The sequence below is a fragment of the Streptomyces sp. NPDC006643 genome (assembly GCF_042870175.1).
GTDB lineage: Bacteria > Actinomycetota > Actinomycetes > Streptomycetales > Streptomycetaceae > Streptomyces.
Map to the genome: position 1 here is coordinate 1 of NZ_JBIAHA010000003.1, position 17748 is coordinate 17748.

At 73.6% G+C, this 17748-nt stretch carries 17 protein-coding genes; 7 read left to right on the forward strand and 10 right to left on the reverse strand.

Annotated elements, in window-relative coordinates; translation table 11 throughout:
• The first annotated feature begins 164 nt into the window (after positions 1-164).
• Positions 165-461: a hypothetical protein gene (locus ACFYNU_RS04995; protein ID WP_356586400.1), complete on the forward strand. Its 297-nt coding sequence runs from the start codon at positions 165-167 to the stop codon at positions 459-461.
• Between the two features lie 239 nt (positions 462-700).
• Here the strand turns inward: ACFYNU_RS04995 and ACFYNU_RS05000 are convergent, their stop codons facing one another.
• The 10 genes from ACFYNU_RS05000 to ACFYNU_RS05045 all read right to left on the reverse strand — a co-directional run bounded on the left by ACFYNU_RS05000 (position 701) and on the right by ACFYNU_RS05045 (position 8482).
• Positions 701-1252, reverse strand: a complete 552-nt coding sequence (locus ACFYNU_RS05000) for a Clp protease N-terminal domain-containing protein (RefSeq protein WP_356586402.1) — start codon at positions 1250-1252, stop codon at positions 701-703.
• Positions 1252-1461: a helix-turn-helix domain-containing protein gene (locus ACFYNU_RS05005; protein ID WP_189105502.1), complete on the reverse strand. Its 210-nt coding sequence runs from the start codon at positions 1459-1461 to the stop codon at positions 1252-1254. The genes ACFYNU_RS05000 and ACFYNU_RS05005 overlap by 1 nt, the downstream gene beginning before the upstream one ends.
• 10 nt (positions 1462-1471) lie before the next feature.
• Positions 1472-1846, reverse strand: a complete 375-nt coding sequence (locus ACFYNU_RS05010; RefSeq protein ID WP_356586404.1) for a hypothetical protein — start codon at positions 1844-1846, stop codon at positions 1472-1474.
• Positions 1847-1856: 10 nt separating this feature from the next.
• A complete protein-coding gene (locus tag ACFYNU_RS05015; protein ID WP_356586406.1) occupies positions 1857-2819 on the reverse strand; it encodes a zinc-binding dehydrogenase in 963 nt (320 codons plus the stop codon).
• Positions 2820-2898: 79 nt separating this feature from the next.
• Entirely contained in the window at positions 2899-4455 is a 1557-nt protein-coding gene (locus tag ACFYNU_RS05020; RefSeq protein WP_356586408.1) for an alkaline phosphatase D family protein, read from the reverse strand.
• Positions 4452-5033, reverse strand: a complete 582-nt coding sequence (locus tag ACFYNU_RS05025) for a phosphoesterase (RefSeq protein ID WP_356586410.1) — start codon at positions 5031-5033, stop codon at positions 4452-4454. The genes ACFYNU_RS05020 and ACFYNU_RS05025 overlap by 4 nt, the downstream gene beginning before the upstream one ends.
• A 319-nt stretch (positions 5034-5352) precedes the next feature.
• Positions 5353-5886, reverse strand: coding sequence for a hypothetical protein (locus tag ACFYNU_RS05030; RefSeq protein WP_356586412.1), 534 nt, complete (start codon positions 5884-5886; stop codon positions 5353-5355).
• 366 nt (positions 5887-6252) lie between these two features.
• A complete protein-coding gene (locus ACFYNU_RS05035) occupies positions 6253-7257 on the reverse strand; it encodes a helix-turn-helix transcriptional regulator (RefSeq protein WP_356586414.1) in 1005 nt (334 codons plus the stop codon).
• Between the two features lies 1 nt (position 7258).
• Complete coding sequence (locus tag ACFYNU_RS05040) at positions 7259-8164, reverse strand: DUF4097 family beta strand repeat-containing protein (protein ID WP_356586416.1); 906 nt, start codon at positions 8162-8164, stop codon at positions 7259-7261.
• Between the two features lie 135 nt (positions 8165-8299).
• Positions 8300-8482 carry a DUF6104 family protein gene (locus tag ACFYNU_RS05045; RefSeq protein ID WP_023538710.1) on the reverse strand — a complete coding sequence of 61 codons (183 nt, stop codon included), beginning with the start codon at positions 8480-8482 and terminating at the stop codon, positions 8300-8302.
• A 71-nt stretch (positions 8483-8553) separates the two neighbouring features.
• Here ACFYNU_RS05045 and ACFYNU_RS05050 point away from each other — a divergent pair, with 71 nt between their 5' ends.
• From ACFYNU_RS05050 to ACFYNU_RS05075, 6 genes are all read left to right on the forward strand, one after another.
• On the forward strand, positions 8554-8964 hold the full coding sequence (locus ACFYNU_RS05050) for a CU044_2847 family protein (RefSeq protein ID WP_356586418.1): 411 nt from the start codon (positions 8554-8556) through the stop codon (positions 8962-8964).
• 163 nt (positions 8965-9127) lie between these two features.
• Positions 9128-11194 (forward strand): trypsin-like peptidase domain-containing protein, encoded by a 2067-nt coding sequence (locus ACFYNU_RS05055; RefSeq protein ID WP_356586420.1) that lies wholly within the window; start codon positions 9128-9130, stop codon positions 11192-11194.
• A gap of 112 nt (positions 11195-11306) precedes the next feature.
• A complete protein-coding gene (locus ACFYNU_RS05060; protein ID WP_356586422.1) occupies positions 11307-12395 on the forward strand; it encodes a MoxR family ATPase in 1089 nt (362 codons plus the stop codon).
• Positions 12396-12399: 4 nt separating this feature from the next.
• A complete protein-coding gene (locus tag ACFYNU_RS05065) occupies positions 12400-15450 on the forward strand; it encodes an SAV_2336 N-terminal domain-related protein (RefSeq protein ID WP_356586424.1) in 3051 nt (1016 codons plus the stop codon).
• A 762-nt stretch (positions 15451-16212) separates the two neighbouring features.
• Entirely contained in the window at positions 16213-16404 is a 192-nt protein-coding gene (locus ACFYNU_RS05070) for a hypothetical protein (protein WP_356586426.1), read from the forward strand.
• A gap of 52 nt (positions 16405-16456) precedes the next feature.
• Positions 16457-17731, forward strand: a complete 1275-nt coding sequence (locus ACFYNU_RS05075; protein WP_356586428.1) for an aKG-HExxH-type peptide beta-hydroxylase — start codon at positions 16457-16459, stop codon at positions 17729-17731.
• Positions 17732-17748: the final 17 nt, after the last annotated feature.

Consider the following 17748-nt stretch of genomic DNA (forward strand, 5'->3'; position numbering starts at 1 on the left):
ATTCCTCGCCGAGGCGCAGTGCCGCCTGGTCCACGGCGTGGACCGGGAAGGCGTAGCGTCCGGCGCATTCGGCGATGGCGGGGCCGCGGCGGCCGCCACGCCCCGGACCCCTGCGGGAGCACGTACGACCGGCGCCCAACTCCCGGGCGTGGAAGACTCCTTGGGTGCCCACCTGGATAACCGCGCGCCGTCTCGGCGCCACCGCCGTTCTGTACGCCGTCTTCGTCGGCGGCTGGTATCTCGGCCAGCCGCTCGCGGGCGTCGGCTGTGACAGCCCCGAGCCGGCGTACGTGGCCGAGGGGCCGAACAGGATCGTGGAGCCCGGCGAGATCTCCGACGGAATCACCTCGACGGTCAGGCAGGTCGCCACCATCACGGTCATCGACACCGCCTCGGTCGTGGACTGCGGCCCGACGCCCCGGCCCCGGCTGATGGCCTGGGTGGTCGGGGACTGGCGCTGAGGCGTACGCGCGCCAGGACCCGGGGGCGGGTCCGGAACGTCGCGTCTGGCCCGCGACGCCTGGCACGGCGCCTCTCCCCCGTGGGCCCCAGGGGGCCACGGGAGGTGCCCCGGTGTCGGAGTCGGCCGAGTACGCCCGGTACGAGGCCGATCCTCCGCCTCGCGACGCACCGCACCAGCCGCTGCGGGCCCCGCCCCGCGGGCGGACGACGCCACTTGCCGGACGCGCCCCAGGACCGGCTAGCCGGGTGCTCCGAACAGCGCCCGTTCCACCGCGCCGTACGTCCCCCCGTGGTCCGCGAGCACGTCCGACACCACGCCCGGCCGGGCCGTCAGCGCCAGCAGGATGTGGCCGTCGCTGATCTCCTTGTCGCCCCGGCCCAGCGCGACCCGCAGCGACTGCTCCAGCGTCTTCTTCGCGTCGGGCGTGAACTTCTTGTGCGACGACCACCCCCGCTTCGCCGTCCCTCCGCGTCCCATCGCGCCCGCGCCGTGCGTCTCCTCGACCTTCGAGACGATCCGCCCGACGTCGATCCCGATCCCGGCGAGCGCGGCCTCGTCGGCCTGTGACATGCCGCCCCGTCGGCGCGCTTCCGCCAGCGCCGCCTCCACCGAGGCGCGCCGGTCCAGGATGCCGAGCGAGGCGAAGGCGAACGCCGAGCGCGTCCCCTCCGATTCGAGCAGGGCGAGCAGCATGTGCTCGTCGGTGATCCGGGGCGACCCCGTACGTTCGGCCTGGCCGACGGCGCCCGTCACCACGGCGCGGGCGCCCTTCGTGAAGCGTTCGAACATCACTGCCTCCCGTACTTCTTGTGTACCGCCTGCCTGCTGACACCGAGCTGGGTCGCGATCTCCTGCCACGACCAGCCCTGGTTGCGGGCGCTGCGTACCTGCACCGCTTCGAGCTGTTCGAGCAGCCGCCGCAGGGCGGCGACCGCTCTCAGCCCGACGCGGGGGTCGCGGTCGCCCGCCCGTTCGGCGAGATCCGTTGCGTCGGTCATGGCTGTCAATCTACGTTGACAAGCCATCCGTGTCAATCAAAGTTGACACTCGGCCGCGCAGAAGCCGCCCCAGGCGCCGCAGTACGGAGCGGCGGCGGGCGACGGGCCGGCGGCGCGGACCCGCGTACGAGAAACCGGCCGCCGGGTCACGGCCCGCCGGATCGTCCGGCGACGGCAGCGGCGACTGCCGCTCCGCCGCCGCCTGGATCTCGTAGTGCGCGTCGTGCGCGGTCACCCGGAACGCCTCGTCGTAGCTGGCCATCGCCGCCGTGATCGCGGCGCCCGCGCTGCCCCGGCGCCGCACGAGCAGCGCGAGCCAGCTGAAGAAGCCCATGACCACCGCGAGACAGCCGGCGACCACCAGCAACGGCAGCAGTGAGTTCACCGGTGGCTCCTCAGCCGGTCAGTACGATCTTGCCGAACAGATCGCCCGCCGCCATCCGTTCGAAGCCCTCGCGGGCCCGGTCCAGCGGCAGGACGGTGTCGATCACCGGGCGGATGCCCGTCGCCGTACAGAAGGCCAGCAGGTCCTCCAGCTCGTCCTTCGTGCCCATCGTCGAGCCGACGATCCTCAGCTCCAGGAAGAAGACCCGGGTCAGCTCCGCGTGCGAGGGCCGGTCACCGCTGGTGGCGCCGGAGATCACCAAAGTGCCGCCGGGACGGAGGGACTTGATCGAGTGCGACCACGTCGCGGCGCCGACCGTCTCCATGACGGCGTCCACCCGGTGCGGCAGCCGGGCGCCCGGCTCGAAGGCGTCGGTGGCGCCCAGTTCGACGGCGCGCTTGCGCTTCGCCTCGTCGCGGCTGGTCGCGTACACCCGCAGCCCCGCGGCCTTGCCGAGGACGATCGCGGCGGTCGCGACACCGCCGCCGGCGCCCTGGACGAGGACCGAGTCCCCGGGGCGTACACCGGCGTTGGTGAACAGCATTCGGTACGCGGTCAGCCAGGCCGTCGGCAGACAGGTGGCTTCCTCGAAGCTCAGCCCGGCGGGCTTGGGCAGCAGATTCCAGGTGGGGACCGAGACCTGCTCGGCGAAGGTGCCCTGGTAGACCTCGGTGAGCAGCGAGCGGGGTTCGCGGGGACCGACGCCGTGGCCGGTCTGTCCGATGACGGAGTGGATGACGACCTCGTTGCCGTCCTCGTCGATCCCGGCGGCGTCGCAGCCGAGGATCATGGGCAACCGGTCCTGCGAGAACCCCACCCCGCGCAGGGTCCAGAGATCGTGATGGTTGAGCGAGGCGGCCTTGACGGTCACGGTGGACCAGCCGGGGCGCGGCTCGGGAGCCGGGCGTTCGCCCAACTCAAGGCCGGTCAGGGGCTGGTCGGGGTCGATGCGGGCTGCGTAGGCGGCGAACATGACCCCGACCCTAGAGCGGGGGCGGGACGCGCGGAACCACACGGGCGTGTGAGTCGGGTCCCGCCCCCCTCGTAAGGCCTCAGTCCCTGCGGTACTGCGCGGGCGACGACTTCGTCGCCGGGTCCTCGTACGCGCCCGCCGTGCCCCGGTCCACATGGAACGTGGTCAGGGTGGAGACGGGCGAGGCCGGGTCGCGGCGGTCCTCGATGACCCGCATATGGGTGCTGAACCGTTCCGGCGTGACCTCGTACACGTCGTAGCCGTAACGATTCCCCTCGAAGTACTGGAGGTGCGGGTTGCCCGCGCCCATCAGCGGCCCGTTGGTGGCGTTCCACTGCGCGTCGTACGCGCTGGAGCTCACCGAGTGGGCCGTGAACTCCGTGCCGAGGACCGGCGATTCGGTGTTGTCGTAGTCCGGCCGGATGTCGTCCACGAACGCGGAGTGCCAGTCACCCGTGAGGACCACGAGGTCTTCGAGGCCGCTGTTGTGGACATGCCCCAGCACCTCCTCGCGCTCGGCGAGGAAGCCGTCCCACTGGTCGGTGAACATGAAGCCGCCGCCTGGACGGCCGCGCAGCTGGCTGAGCATGATCGAGTTGGCCCAGATGTGCCAGCTGTCGGGCGCGCGGTCGACGGTCCTCTTCAGCCAGGCCTTCTGGTCGGCGCCCAGGATGGTGCCGTCGGGCAGGTTCTGCGCGGAGCGGTACTGCCGCAGGTCGAGCACGGCCAGCTCCAGCAGATCGCCCCAGCGGCGCACCCGGTGGACGTCGATGTCCGGCAGCACCGAGTCACCGGCGCCGCGGTGCGGCAGGTGCTCGTACCACGCCTGGTACGCCGCGGCCCGGCGCTGCATGAACGGGGCCCCGCCGCCCGTACCGCTGTAGTCGTTCGCGACCTCGTGGTCGTCCCACGTCAGGAACCACGGGTGCGCGGCGTGCGCGGCGCGCAGCGACGGGTCGCCCTTGTAGAGGGCGTGACGCATCCGGTAGTCGTGCAGCGAATAGATGGCCGGACCGTTGTGGTCCCGGATGTCGCTGCCCTCGGGGCCGTGCTCGTATATGTAGTCGCCGAGGTGGATGACGAAGTCCAGGTCCTCGCGGGCGAGGGCGGCCAGCGCGGCGTAATGACCCTGCGGATAGTTCTGGCAGTTGGCGGTGGCGAAGCGGGCGCTCCGCACCCGGCCGGTGGGGGCGGTACGGGTACGGCCCACGCGGCTGGTCCTGCCCAGCGCGGTGAACGCGTAGTAGTACGTACGGCCCGGCCGCAGACCGCCCACCGGCACATGCACGCTGTGCGCGAGCGTCGCGGACGCGGGGACGGTGCCGCGCGCGACGACGCGGCGCAGGGCGCGGTCCTCGGCGACGACCCAGCGTACGTCGACGACCTCGGCGAGCGGCTGCTCGCCCGGCTCGGCGAACGGCTCGGGCGCGAGCCGCGTCCAGAGCACCACGCTCGTGGGCTGCGGGTCGCCGGACCCGACCCCGAGCGTGAACGGCGCGGCGTCGTACGTCGAACCGAGCGCCTCCGCCGCCTCCCGGGCCTGGGCGGGCGAGAGTCCGGAGGCCAGCGGCCAGACCACGTTGAGCGCGCCGGCGGCGCCGGCCGCCTTGAGCAGATCACGTCTGTTGAGGGTCACGAGCGCCTTCCCGAGGCCGCGAGGCTGAGTGAGATCGCGTCGGCGTAGCCGTCGTTGGACGTACCCCCGCCGCTGCGCGTGAACGAGAGCTGTACGCGGGCGGACCGCGCGCCCGGCGGCACGGCGGCCTCGGCGCGCCGCTCCAACAGGCCGGTGGCGCCGCCCCGTTCGCCGGCGGTGACGGGGCCGAGGACGGACAGCGCGAGCGGGGTCCCGGCCCGGTCCCGGAACTCGACGGACAGCCTGACACCGTCCTCCTGCCCGGCGTACCCCCCGAGCCAGCCGCTCAGCACGTACCGCACGCGCCCGGCGTCGACGGCCCCGTGCCCGGTGGAGCCGGCGGCGGGCAGGGCCACCTCCTGGACGAGCGTGGTGAGGGGACTGTTCCCGCCGGAGAAGAACCGCGCCCCGGCGCCGCCGCCCGGCCCGGGATCGGCGGGCGTGGGATAGCCCTCGCCGACGTCGTACCCGACGATCGCGGGCGCCCCCTGCCGCACCCCCCACCCGACGACCCGCTCGACGGGCTCGGCGGTACCTCCGGACCCCTTCTCGGCGTCACCGTTGACCAGCAGATTCACAAGCGCCTCCTCGAACGGGATGTGTAGCGCGAGGATCCCACCAGGCGTGGGTGAATGGGCGGGGTCGGTTGGGTTGCGCGGGCGGGGCGGCGCCTTCCCCGCCCCCTACACCGACGGGGGATCGGCGGCGGCCAACCGCAGCACCGCCTGGTAGTCGGGCAGGGCCAACTCCTCGGCGCCGGCGGGGACATGACCGCCCCGGGGGGTCCTCCGGTTCTCCCACGCAGAGCTGGACGGCCTCCCACGCGGTGAAGCCGGCGTCCCGTGCCTGCTTCAGACGTCTCCGCCACGGGCCGTGGCCACGGGCAGTGCCGGGTGTTCAGTCGGTGACGAACCAGTTGTCCTTGAGGTACTCCACGGTGGAGCTGCCCAGCTCGTCCTCCGCGAACGTCGCGGAGGACTTGACCGACTCGGTCGGCATCTCGAACTTGTCGGGCGCCAGCTCCACCACACGCCCCGGGTCGACCGTCGCCGTTTGCAGGGCCTTCTTCTGCGCCGGGGAGATCATCTGGAAGGTGATGAGGAACGTCGACGTGCACGGACCGAACCCCTGGTCCTCGGCCTGCTTCGCCGCGGGGCCGGCCACCTCGCAGACCGTGTCGATGTCCTCCCGGCCCACGGCGTGCAGGAACTCCTCGTACCGCTCGATCGCCCCCGCCTTCGTCCTGGGCGCGGGCTGATCGCCGGTCGGGGTCGCTGACGGTGTGATCGACGGCTTCGCGGGCGGCGTGGACGCGGCCGGCGTGGACGTGGTCGCCCGCGTCGGCTTCGTGTCCGCGTCACTCGGCGATTTCTCGGGACCGCACGCGGACGTCACCAGCACCACACCGGCCGCCATCGCCACGCTCGCCATCGTCCGCGCCTTCATCGGGTCCCCCGCTCGCCTCCGACCGACAACACATCAAGACCTCACGCAGGATCCGGGGGAACGGTTCCCGGGCCGCGCGAGGGGAGGGGGACGCGCAGGGGGCGTGGTCGGACACTCAGGCTGACTTGTGCCGCGTGGACGACCTGGGTCGTCGGGTCCAACGAGCGTTGCACGCGGCGTAAGTCACGCCGTCCGGCCATGGCCCCGGAGCGGCACCCGGCAACGCACCGCAACCCACCCAGCCCGTCCGGCGCTTGAGGACGAGACCGACCACCGGGCGGCACCGGGAAACGAAACCCCGGCCACCACCCGCCCCGGCGCCCGCGCCCCAGCGCCCGCGCCCCCGCGCCCCTACGCCGGAGGCTTCCGCAGCAGCGCCCCGATGTGGGCCGCCGCCGTCGACAAGTGGCGGCGGGCCTCTGCCAGTTGGGCCTCCGTCACACCGTGGTCCCGGGCCGCGTCGCGTACGTCGTCGCGGAAGCGGTCCAGCAGCCGGTCCAGGTCGCGGGCCGGGTCGCCGGTCGGCGGGGTGTCCGCCGCCCAGGCGGGGTCGGGGTCCGGGGCCGCCGCGTCCGGTTTGGCGTACCCCGGCCACGCCGAGCCCTTCGCCAGACCGCCGAGGTGCGTCGACAGTTCGGACAGGCCCTCCCGTACGCCCGTCGGCCAGTCGCCGCGCGAGAAGTGGCCCTGGACCTGGTCCTGGACCTGCTTGGCGATACGCAGCATCTCCTCGCGCGCCGTCTCCTGCGCCTCCTTGGCCTGGCGGCGCGCCTGCTGTGCGTCCTCACGCGCCCGGCGCGACTCGTCCTTCGCCCGGCGCGCCTGTTCCTTCCACTCCTGCTTCGCGCGGCGCAGTTCCTCCTTCGCCGCCCGCCAGGACTCGCCGTCCCCCGGCCAGCCGTCCTTGTCGCCGGCCGCGCCGGCCGCGCCCGACGCACCGGCCGCACCGCCCGGCCCGCCCCCCGACGCCGACGCGGACGCCGCCGCCGCGCGCATCTCATCGCGCAACTGGCCCGCCGCGCCCCGTACGTCGTCGCGGATCTCCGCGGCGAGTTCGGAGACGGACTCGCGGATCTCCAGTTCCAGGTCCGCCAGTTCACCGCTGCGGCCCGCCAACTCGTCGCGGCCCGCCTCCGTGATCGAGTAGACCTTGCGGCCCCCCTCGGTGGCGTGTGTGACCAGGCCCTCGGCCTCCAGTTTGGACAGCCGCGGGTAGACCGTGCCGGCCGAGGGCGCGTACAGGCCCTGGAAGCGCTCCTCCAGCAGCCGGATCACCTCGTAGCCGTGGCGCGGTGCCTCGTCGAGCAGCTTGAGCAGGTAGAGGCGGAGGCGGCCGTGGGCGAAGACCGGGGGCATGTCAGAGCTCCTTCGTGGCGGCGGGGGACGGGTGGCCGGTGTCGTACGTGTCGTCCGTCGGTGCTTCCGTCGGTTCTTCCGCTGGTGGCCTGCGGAGCAGCGCGATCGAGCCGGACACCGTCACCGCTCTGAGCCGGCCGGTACCCGCCCCGAGCGTCCCGGTGATCTTCTTCGCGCCCCACTGCCCGCCGACCCGCAGATCGTCGAACGCGTTGGAGACGGATCCGCTCGCCGTGTTCGCCTCGACCGTGGCGTCCGTCGGGTGCGGCAGCCGGATGGCGACCTCGCCCGAGACCGTGTTGACCTGGATGTCGGTGGGCTTGCCGGGTTGCAGGTCGATGACCATGTCACCGCTGATGCTGTCCGCCCGTACCGCGGGTCCCGCGCAGTCCACGACGGTCAGATCGCCCGAGACCGAGTGGAAGTGCAGGTCGCCGGTGACGGCCTGGGCCTCCACGTTCCCGGCGACGGTCTCCGCGTCGACCCGGCCGGCCAGACCGACGAGGGTCGTGTCGCCGTTCACGCCGCGTACCTCCGTGCGCCCCTTGATGCCGGAGATCACGGTCCCGGCCCCGACGGCACCGACCTCGACGTCGGCCCCGGCCGGGACGGTGAGCGAGACGACGGCGTGGCGCCGGCGGCTCTTCTGGTCGAGCCACTTGAGGACGTTCTGCCAGTGCAGATCCTCGTACGTGAGGGTGAGCGTGCCGCCCGAGCGGGTCACGATCAGCGGCGGGCCGTGGATCTCGGAGACTTCCAGGCGCGCGCCGCGCTGTCCGTCGGGCGCGGTGTCGTCGACGCCGACGACATTGACGGTGCCGTTCACGAGGCGCACCCTGAGCGCCGTCACCGGATCGTCGAACGTGAGCCTCGAAGGCTCGCTGACTTCCCACGTCGACTCTGCCATGGTGCTGACTCCCCTGTACCCGGCCGCCATGACGCAACATATCGCGTCTCTTGCTGAACACGATATATCGTGGATGGGGGAAGTCAAGACCTATCGCGATGGGCGGTCGGCAAGACTGCTGAGCTGCCCGCGGTCCTACTCGTCATCCTCTTCGTCGTCGAGACGCGCGAGCCACGTCGCCAGCCGCTCCACCGGAACCTCGAAGTCCGGGTTGAGATCGACGAACGTACGCAGCTGCTCGGCCAGCCACTCGAAGGTGACCTCCTCCTCGCCGCGCCGCTTCTCCAGCTCCTCGATCCCGCGATCAGTGAAATACATACGACCAGCGTAACTACCTGATGAGGAGGGGAGGTATCGCACAACAGGCCGGACGGCGCGAGGGGGGAGACGTGGCGTTGGAGCACGACGTACAGGAGGTGGTCCTGCCCGGTGGGCAGGTCATTCTCGCCAGGGTCGCGGTGCTGCGGCCGGACGAGTCGGCGTTCGAGGACGTCGGGGCCGTCGACCGGCTCCGGTCGGGTGTCGCCCGCGTCAACGAGGTGATCGCCGCCGTCGGCGCGACCGTGGTGGACGCCGCGCGGGCGGCGGGACCGAGCGAGATCAGTGCCACGTTCGGGATCGAACTGGCGGTCAAACCGGGCCTCGGGGTGGCCGCCGTCCTCGCCGACGGGGAGGCGAAGGCCTCCATCTCCGTCACCCTCACCTGGCAGCCGGGCCGGGAGTCGGGGCAGCCGGCGCCGGACGGTCCACCGGACCCGCCGGGGGCGGAACCACTCCACACTTCGGGATCATCCGGCTAGCCTCGTCCCACTTGCCTCAACTTCGGGGGAACGGGGTGCGGATGAAAGAGGCTCGGACCGGCCGCGGATCGCGGCGCGCGGGGGTATCGGCGGGGCGACGCGCCGGGCGACGCGCGGGACAACGCGCCCTTCCAACGCCCTCGTACTCCCCGTGTGTTGACGCATGAGCTCCCTCGAAGACCCCGTGAGCCGGGGAGTCGTCCGCATCGGCCCCGGGGCCGACGGGTATGACGCAGGCAGTGCCGATTTCTGGGGCAGCGGCTTCTTTGTCGCCCCCGAATGGGTCGTGACCTGCGCGCATGTCGTGGACAAGAGGGTGGGTGCGATGGAGCGGGAGCCAGGGGGCGCAGTCACGGTCACCACCCACGACGACGACCGTCTGGACGGCGAGATCGCCCATGTCCTGCCCGGTCACGACCTCGCGCTCGTCCGGGTGCCGGGCGCGGATTTCGCCGACTGCCTCTGGCTCAGCGACCGTTCGGCGTCCACACCCGCCGAGGTCGAGCTGTACGGCTGGGCGGCGACGCTGGGGGCGCACGGCGGCGAGGAGTTCGTCGCCACGACGGCGATCGCCACCGGCGGACGCCGGGGCAAGGCGCTGTGGCTCAAGAGCGCCCTGGTGCTGCCGGGTTGCTCGGGCGGCCCCGTCATCGACACCCGCTACGGGTCGGTCGTCGGCGTCATCAAGGGCAAGAAGCAGGGTGACGCGACGCTCGGCCGCGCCGAGCCCATCACCGTGCTGCGCACCCTCGGCGACGAGGTGGCGGGCGGGGCCGGATCCCCGTGGGCGGAGGTCGTCGGCGCCCATGACCGGTATCACCTGCGGCGGTTCGAGGGCCGCGGCGACTGCTGGCCCCGGCTGCACCACCGTCTCGCGCTGGCCCAGGGCCGCCCGCACAGCTTCACACCGCAGTCACGCGCCCAGTTGTACGGGCTGTTCGCCGAGGCCGAACCGCCCTCGGGGCCCGGAGAGGTGCTGCATCTGGTGAACGGCGCGATGCGCCGCATGCTGCGCAGCACCCAGCGCATCGAGTCCAACGACCCCCGCACCTGGCGTGAGGGCGCGGGGCTGCTGCACGATCCGCGCGAGGGCACCGAGGCCGTGCCGGCGGGACAGGACCTCGAACAGGAAGGTGTGGTCCTGTACGCGGCGATGGTCCATCTGACCCTGCGCGCGCGCCGGGGCGCCGCCGGTTCGCAGAGACTCCGCGACTGGGTCCACAAGGCCGCCGACGCGCTGGAGAACGAGGTCATCCGCGAGGAGATCCTGGAGATACTCGCCGGCGCCGACCGCGAGGACGGCGACCACGACGACAACGACACCGACGGCAACGGCACGGCCGCCGGTCTGGAGGCCGCCCACGACGACGTCCTCGTCGTCATCGAGCCCGAGATCTACGGCACCCACCCCTGGCGGGTGCAACTGCTGGACTCCGACGGCGGTACGACCACCGTCAGATACGACGAGGAGGGCGTCCCGCGCCACGGCCTTGAGGCCGCCGTACGCCAAGGGCTGAGCGAGGCCCTGGCCCGTGCCGACGCCGGGAGTTACGTCGCGGCCGTCGACTTCCTGCTGCCCCGCGCGCTCTTCGACGAGCCCGTCGACGAATGGCGCTCCCGGCTGCCGCGCGCCGACGAGCCACCCAGCGTGCACACGCTCCCGATCGGGCTGCGCAGGGTCGTCGCCCTGCGCGACCAGTTGCGCCGGCGCGACGGGGTGACACCGGAGTGGAACCGCGGCAGACGCGCCACCGACCGGGGCCCCCTGGAGGCCGTACCGCTCTGTCTGGACGTACCGGACCGGGGGCACACGGCCACGGCGCCGGAGGGCGAGGAGGCGGCGTACGCGCGGCTGTCGGTCAGCACGGCGGGCGTCGCGGGCGCGTCCCTGCCGGTGTACTGCGCCAGTACGGCCACCGGACGCGGATCGCGGGTCCTGACCCGAGCCTTCCACGCCGGCCATGTCGCGGTGCTGTGCCGGCGCACCGGCGAGGACGGCCACGACGACTGCGCGGAATTCCACCGCAGGGCCGCCCAGTTGGTACGGGAGGCCCCCACCGGCAGCGAACTGCGCGAGCGCGTAAGGGTGTTGCGCAACCTCAGCTCCGGCCCCGACCGGGACGGGCGGGCCGATCCGGACGCCGCCTGGGCACGGGACCTCGTCCTCATCTACGATCCGCCACACAGGCCGGCGCTTCCCGACGAACCACTGCACGCTCCACCGCTATGACAGACGTATGCCCCCAACTCACCTGCTGCGGACGGGGTACGGACGGCCAGGCGGGGTACGGACGTCCAGGATGCCGGGCGCACGCCGGGCTGACATCGATGAGGAGCCTACTGTGAGCGACTGGCGCATCTACCGGGGAGCGGGGCTGCCGCACGACGGTGCGCGGCAATTACCGGACCCGCCCCCCTGGCGAGAGTTCACCGCGCGAAGCCCCGACGGCGCGCCGGCCGGCCCCGACGGTCTCGACGGGGGCCCCGACGGCGACCTCGACGGTGCGAACGGCACGCCCGCCGGACCCGACACCGAAGAGGTCGACAACGCCCGCCGGCTGGGCGTCAAACGCCGCCTCGTAGAGTCGTTCCACCCCCGCCCCGAAGAGGTCGAGGCCGTCAACGCGGCCCTCCAGCTGCGCCGTCCGCTGCTCGTCACCGGCAACCCCGGCACCGGAAAGTCGACCCTCGCGCACGCCGTCGCCCACGAACTGCGGCTCGGCCGCGTGCTCCGCTGGCCCATCGTCAGCCGCACCACCCTCCAGGACGGCCTCTACCACTACGACGCGATCGGCCGGCTCCAGGACGTACAGCTCGACCGCGCGGTCTCCGGCGACGGAGTACGGCAGCCGCCCATCGGGTCGTACATAAGGCTCGGCCCGCTCGGTACGGCGCTGCTGCCGTCCGCCGACGGACTGCCCCGCGTGCTCCTCATCGACGAGTTCGACAAGAGCGACATCGACCTGCCGAACGATCTCCTGAACGTCCTGGAAGAGGGCGAGTTCACGATCCGTGAGCTGGAGCGGCGCGTCGAGCGCGAGCCGGCCACCGACGTCCTCACCGACGACGGGACCACGGTGACCGTCACGGGTGGCCGGGTACGGTGCACCGCCTTCCCGTTCATCGTCCTCACCTCCAACGGCGAACGGGACTTCCCCGCCGCCCTGTTGCGCCGCTGCATCCAGCACGAGCTGAAACCGCCCGGCGAGAAACAGCTCGCCGCGATGGTCGCGGCGCATCTCGGCGAGGAGGCCCTGGAGGAGGGCGCCGAGCTGATCGAGCGGTTCCTCCAGCGCGAGCCCGGCGAGGTCGTCGCCACCGACCAGCTGCTCAACGCGCTGTACGTGACCCAGCGGGCGGCCGACGCCGAACAGGTCACCCGCAAGAGGCTCGCCGAGATGCTGCTCCGCCCTCTCGACCGTCCGAGGTGATGGCGTGACCACTCCGGGCGCCACCCCCGACCCGCCCCCCGGTGCCACGCCACGCCCGCCCCCGGACCCATCGCCGCCGGACCCCTCGCCGCAGACCGCCCCGTCGTCCGCACCGTCGACCACCCGGTCCGACGGGCTGGCCGAGCTGGTCGGCCGGCTGCGCGCGGCGGGCCGCGAGGTGTCCGCCAGAGAGCTGGCCGAGGCCGTCTGGCTGGCGCGTCTGACGGCCCCGCAGCCGCGGACAGGGGATCGTCCGGAGCATCATGAACCGCCGCCCGCCCGCCCGACCGGGTCCGACGAGGCCGTCCGGCCGCCCGCCGACGAGCCGGAGCACCGGCCCGAACCGCCGCCCCGCAGCGCCGAACACACCGCGCCGCTCTCGCTGTACGCCCCGTCGCCCACCGACGCCGTCCCGACCAGGTCCTTCCCGATACGGGCCCCCGCCACCGGCGCCCTCTCCGGCCTGCTCGGTCTGCAACGCGCGCTGCGACCGCTGCGCGGCTACCGCCCGCCCGTCCCCCCGGCCCTCGGCACGGAACTGGACGAGGAGGCGACCGCCGAGCGCAGCGCCGCCGACGGCTTCCTGCGCCCCGTACGCCGCCCGGCCGCGCACCGGGAGGCCGAGATCCAGCTCCTGATGGACGCCTCCCCGACCGCGTCCGTGTGGCAACCGACCCTGGATCGGCTGCGCCAGGCCTGCGAACGGCTCGGCGCGTTCCGCGACGTCCAGGTGCACTATCTGCACCAGGGACCGGACGGCTCCGCGATGGCCGGCACCGGACCCGACCCCCATCTGACCCGGCTGCGCCCCGCCGACCAGCACCGCGACGTCACCGGGCGCCGGCTCACCCTCGTCATCAGCGACTGCGTGGGCCCGCTGTGGCAGTCCGGCGGCGCCCAACGCCTGCTGCACCGCTGGGCCGAGGTCTCCCAGATCGCCGTCGTCCAGCCGCTGCCGCCACGCCTGTGGGACCGTACAGCGCTGCCCGCCGACCCGGGGATGCTCGTGCACGAGCCCGGCGTGGGGCGCGGCATGCGATTCGTCGCCGACGAGCGGCACGGCCGCGCCGCGCCGCCCGCCGGGGCGCTCCCGGTGCCCGTCCTGCTGCCCACCGACCGGGTGCTCGGGCGCTGGGCCCAGCTGCTCGGCGGCACCGGCACCCGTACGATGCGCGGCGCGGCGGGCTGGGTGCTGCCGCACCACCCGGCGCAGTCGGCGTCAGGGCCGTACGCCGGAGCGCGCACCCCGCAGGCGCGGCTACGCGACTTCCGCTCCGGCGCGTCGCCCGGCGCGCTGGAGCTGGCGGTGCATCTCGCGGCCGTACCGCTCTATCTGCCTGTCATGCAGCTCGTCCAGGAGGCGCTGCTCCCCGACACCGGCCCCATGCAGCTGGCCGAAGTGCTCCTCGGCGGGCTCCTGGAGCGGCTGCCCGACACCGTCGACGTACCGGGGCCGCGTTACGACTTCGCGCCCGGCGTACGTGAACTGCTGCTGGAGATGCTCGACCGGGGCGCCGCCGAACTGGTCCTCAAATACCTGTCGGAGTACGTCACCCGGCGCTTCGGCAAGGGCATGCGCAACTTCCCGGCGCTGGCCGTCGCCCGCCTCCAGGGGCAGGACATCGGCGAGCCGACGGTGCCGGAGGACCCGGACGGCGGGCCGCAGGCCGAGGAGGAGCTGTTCGCCCAGGTCCCGGCGCGCGTGGTGCGCTGGTACCGGCCCGTACGGCCGGTGCCCGGCAGGCTGGACGAGGTGGAGCGGCTGCTCGGGCTGTGGCGCGACCGGCGCGACCGGCAGATGCTCTTCGACGCGCAGGCGCTCGCCGAGGCTGCGCTGGCCGCCGACGGCGACGGGCGCTCCCGGCATCTGCTGGGGCGGGTGCTGTTCGCCCGCGCCAACACGGCGGAGGCGCGTCGCGATCCCAAAGAGGCGCACAAGCTGCTCGTACGCGCCGAGGGGCTGCTGACCGGGCACGAGCCGGCGACGGCGGTCGCCCGCGCGGACGTCCGGCACGAGCTGTGGCGCCAGGACCACGACATCCGCTGGCTGCGCGCGGCGGTGGCCGGACTGGCCGAGATGCCCGACGGGGGAGACCTCGCCACCGAGACCGCACGGCGGCTGCGGATGGGCCGGGTCCTGCTCGACCTCGCGAGGACGGTGCCCGAACGCGACGAGCCCGCCGCCGCGGCGGTGGCCGAACTACGGCTCGCCATCGGCCTGCTGGACGACCTGGAGGCGCCGCCGCACCGGCGCGCCGGCGCACTCCTCGACCTGGTGGCCGCCCTGCGGCTGACACGCGGGCACGACACGGCGGAACTGCTCACGCTCAACGAGGCGGCGGAGTCGGCGGCCGAGGACAGTGCCCCGCTGCTGCTGCGCGCCCGGCGCCAGCGGGCCCGGATCCACCGCGAGGCGCGGGACTGGGAGGCGGCGGCGACCGCGTACCGGCAGGCCGAGCACAGCTCTCCGCGCGACAGCCACGTCCGGTGCGAACTCCTCGCCGAATGGGGCGAGATGCTGCTCATCGAGACCGGCCGCCCCGACCGGGCGGAGGGCATCCTGCGCGAGGCCCTCACGAACGTCTCGTCCAAGGCCCCGCTGCGCTGGAACCTCCATCTGCTGCTCGGTACCGCCCTGTTGGACCGCTACCGCGACAGCCGGCTGGGGGGCTTCCTGCCCGACGTGTACGAGGGCTGCCACCTCCTTGAGCTGTCCGCCCGCCGCGCCGCCGACCCGGCCACCCGGGCCCGCTCCTGGCTGACGCTGGCGGGCGCGCGCCTCGAACTGCCGGACCCGCAGGCGCACCTCGCCTCGGCGGAGTCGGACTACGGGCGGGCGCTGCGCGAGATCTCCGAACCGCCCTCGCTCACCGCCGCCCGCGCGCTGCACGGCCGCGGCGAACTGTACGAGCGGATGGCCCGTCCCTTCGCGGCTCTGGCCGACTACCGCGCGGCGGACCGCCACTGGCGCGGCCTGACGGAACAGGGCACCCCCATCCCGGAGGACGAGGCCCGGGCGACCCGCGAACGGGCGGCGGCACTGAGCCGCGTCTGATACCCGACGCCGGCCGGTGAGTGCGTGTCGGCGCCGGACCGGGGTCGCCCCGGCGCCGGGTGGGTGCGTACGCGCGCCTGCGGCCCGCAGGCCATCCTCGTGCGACGCGGGGCGCCTTCCGTGCCCGGTCGGGTACGAGGGGAGTGCCTGCCGTAGCGGCGGCTCCCGTGCCGAGTGGGTGCGTGCCTGCGGCCCGCTTTCGGGCGGGCCGTCGGTGCGGGGCGTCGGCGTGCGACGCGAGGTGATGCGCTCCTGTGCCCGGATGGCTACGGGAGGGGTGCCTGCCGTAGCGGCGGCTCCCGTGCCGGGTGGGTGCGTGCCTGCCGGCGTCGGCCGGGGGCCGGAACCCACGTGCGAGGTGCCTCCCGCGCACCCCTCGGCCGGCCCGGCGCCCGCCCGGCCGAGGGGTTCCGGGGGCCCGGCGCCGGGTCGGTAGGCGGGGTGACCGGCTTGTCTTGGCGCTCGTGGGCGTACGCGACCGGCGCATGCATCCGCGCGCCCGGTATGCGCTCCCCATCGGTGTCCCCGAAGTCACCTCAAGCGGCCGGAACACCAACTCCCCGCGTGGCGAACGGGTTTCCGAATCGTGACCGTCGGGAAGTACAACCCTCACGGCATCGCCTCCTGGGGCGTGTGGTGAAAGTAGCGTCGTCCGCCCACCGGGCGGGGCTCACGCCCGCCGCGCGGGTCGCACGCCCTGATCCGGGCGGGACTTTCAGCACCAGGCGTCGGGGGCATCGGGGGTACTGGGAGGAGCAGGGCGTGCTGGAGCAACGTATGGCCGGATCCGCGGCGCAGGTCGGTAGGATTCCGGGCAACCCGGTGCTCCCCGATCTCACCGGTGTCGACCTGCGCACCCTTCAGTGCCTGGACGACGCCGCGCTGACGGCCGCCGTCGAGGACGTGCTCCGCTGCCCCGGCTCGTTCACCGACATGTGGAAAGACTCGGAGTGAACCGGCTGACGGGGCAGCGGGATCCGGCCAGTCTCGCAGCGGAGCGGAGGTAATGGCTCCGGCTCCTGGGGCCTTCACGGTCCCGCCCGACACCCTCGTACGGATCGCCGCCACCCGTCAGCGGTCGTGCGACCTGGATCTGCTGCACGCCGCACTGCACAGCCGCCGGCTGGTCCTGTTCAAAGCCCTCCTCGCCCGGGTCGGCCGGGGCGAGTTACCGCCCGCCGCCCGTGCCGCGTTCGACCGGGACTGGCGCCTTCTGGAGCGGGCCGAGTCGCCCGCACCGGCCGCCGCCCGCCGCCTCCTCGACTATCCCGCCGTCGGCGGCTGGATCGTGGACGCCCTCAACGCGCCCGGCCCGGAGGGCCTCACCGCCGCGCTCCACCCCCTCGGCGGCATCGCCGTCGGGACGGCGCTGCGCACCGGAGCCCGGCTCGACACCGTGCTGCCCACGGCCGGCGGGCGGCTCGTGCTGCCCGGCGTCGGCGCCCAGGACGCCCGCGCACCCCGCGTACGGGTCCGCTCGGGCCCGCACGGCACCCTGCTCACCCCCGTGGGCAACTCGGCCCGGTCCGTGCTGCTGCGCCCCGACGGCCGGGGCGCGGGGGCGGGCTGGAGCTGTCTGGCCGTGCTGCCCGGCAGCGCCGGCCGGCTGGACGACCTCGGCACCGGACAGACCCTCGTCCCGGACACGGGACCCCGCCCCTCCCGCGCCGCCTGGCTCGCGCGCTGGCGCGCCGCCGTCGCGCTCCTGACGTCCGCCGACCCGTGGCGCGCCGCCGAAGTCACCGGGCTCGTACGGTCCGTGGTCCCGATGACACCGGCCGGCGACGGCGCCTCCAGCGGCACCCTCAGGGCCGCCCCCTGGGCCGTACACACCGCGCTGCCCGACACCGCGCGGCGGTTCGCGGAGGTGCTCGTGCACGAACTCGCCCACAGCAAGCTCGCCGTCCTCGCCGACCTCGTCGCGCTGCACCGCGCCGACGGCTCGGCCGTCCACCACGTTCCGTGGCGCAAGGACCCGCGCCCGCTCGACGGCGTGCTCCAGGGGACCTACGCGCATCTCGCCCTCGCCGACCTCTGGTCGCGCGTCGCCGAGCGCCCCGGCGCCGCCCCCGCCGCCCGCCATGTGGCCCGCGCGCGCCGCGAGGAGTACCGGGCACAGGTCGCCGAAGCGCTCCCCGTTCTGCTGGACAGTCACCAACTGACCGAGCACGGTGTGCGGTTCACCGTGTCGATGAAACAGCATCTGACCTCGCTGGGCAGGGGCTCGAATAGCCCGTACGCACTGTCCGATTCCCTGTCCGGTGACGGTGACGTTCGGTAACCTTTCAGACGCGCCGT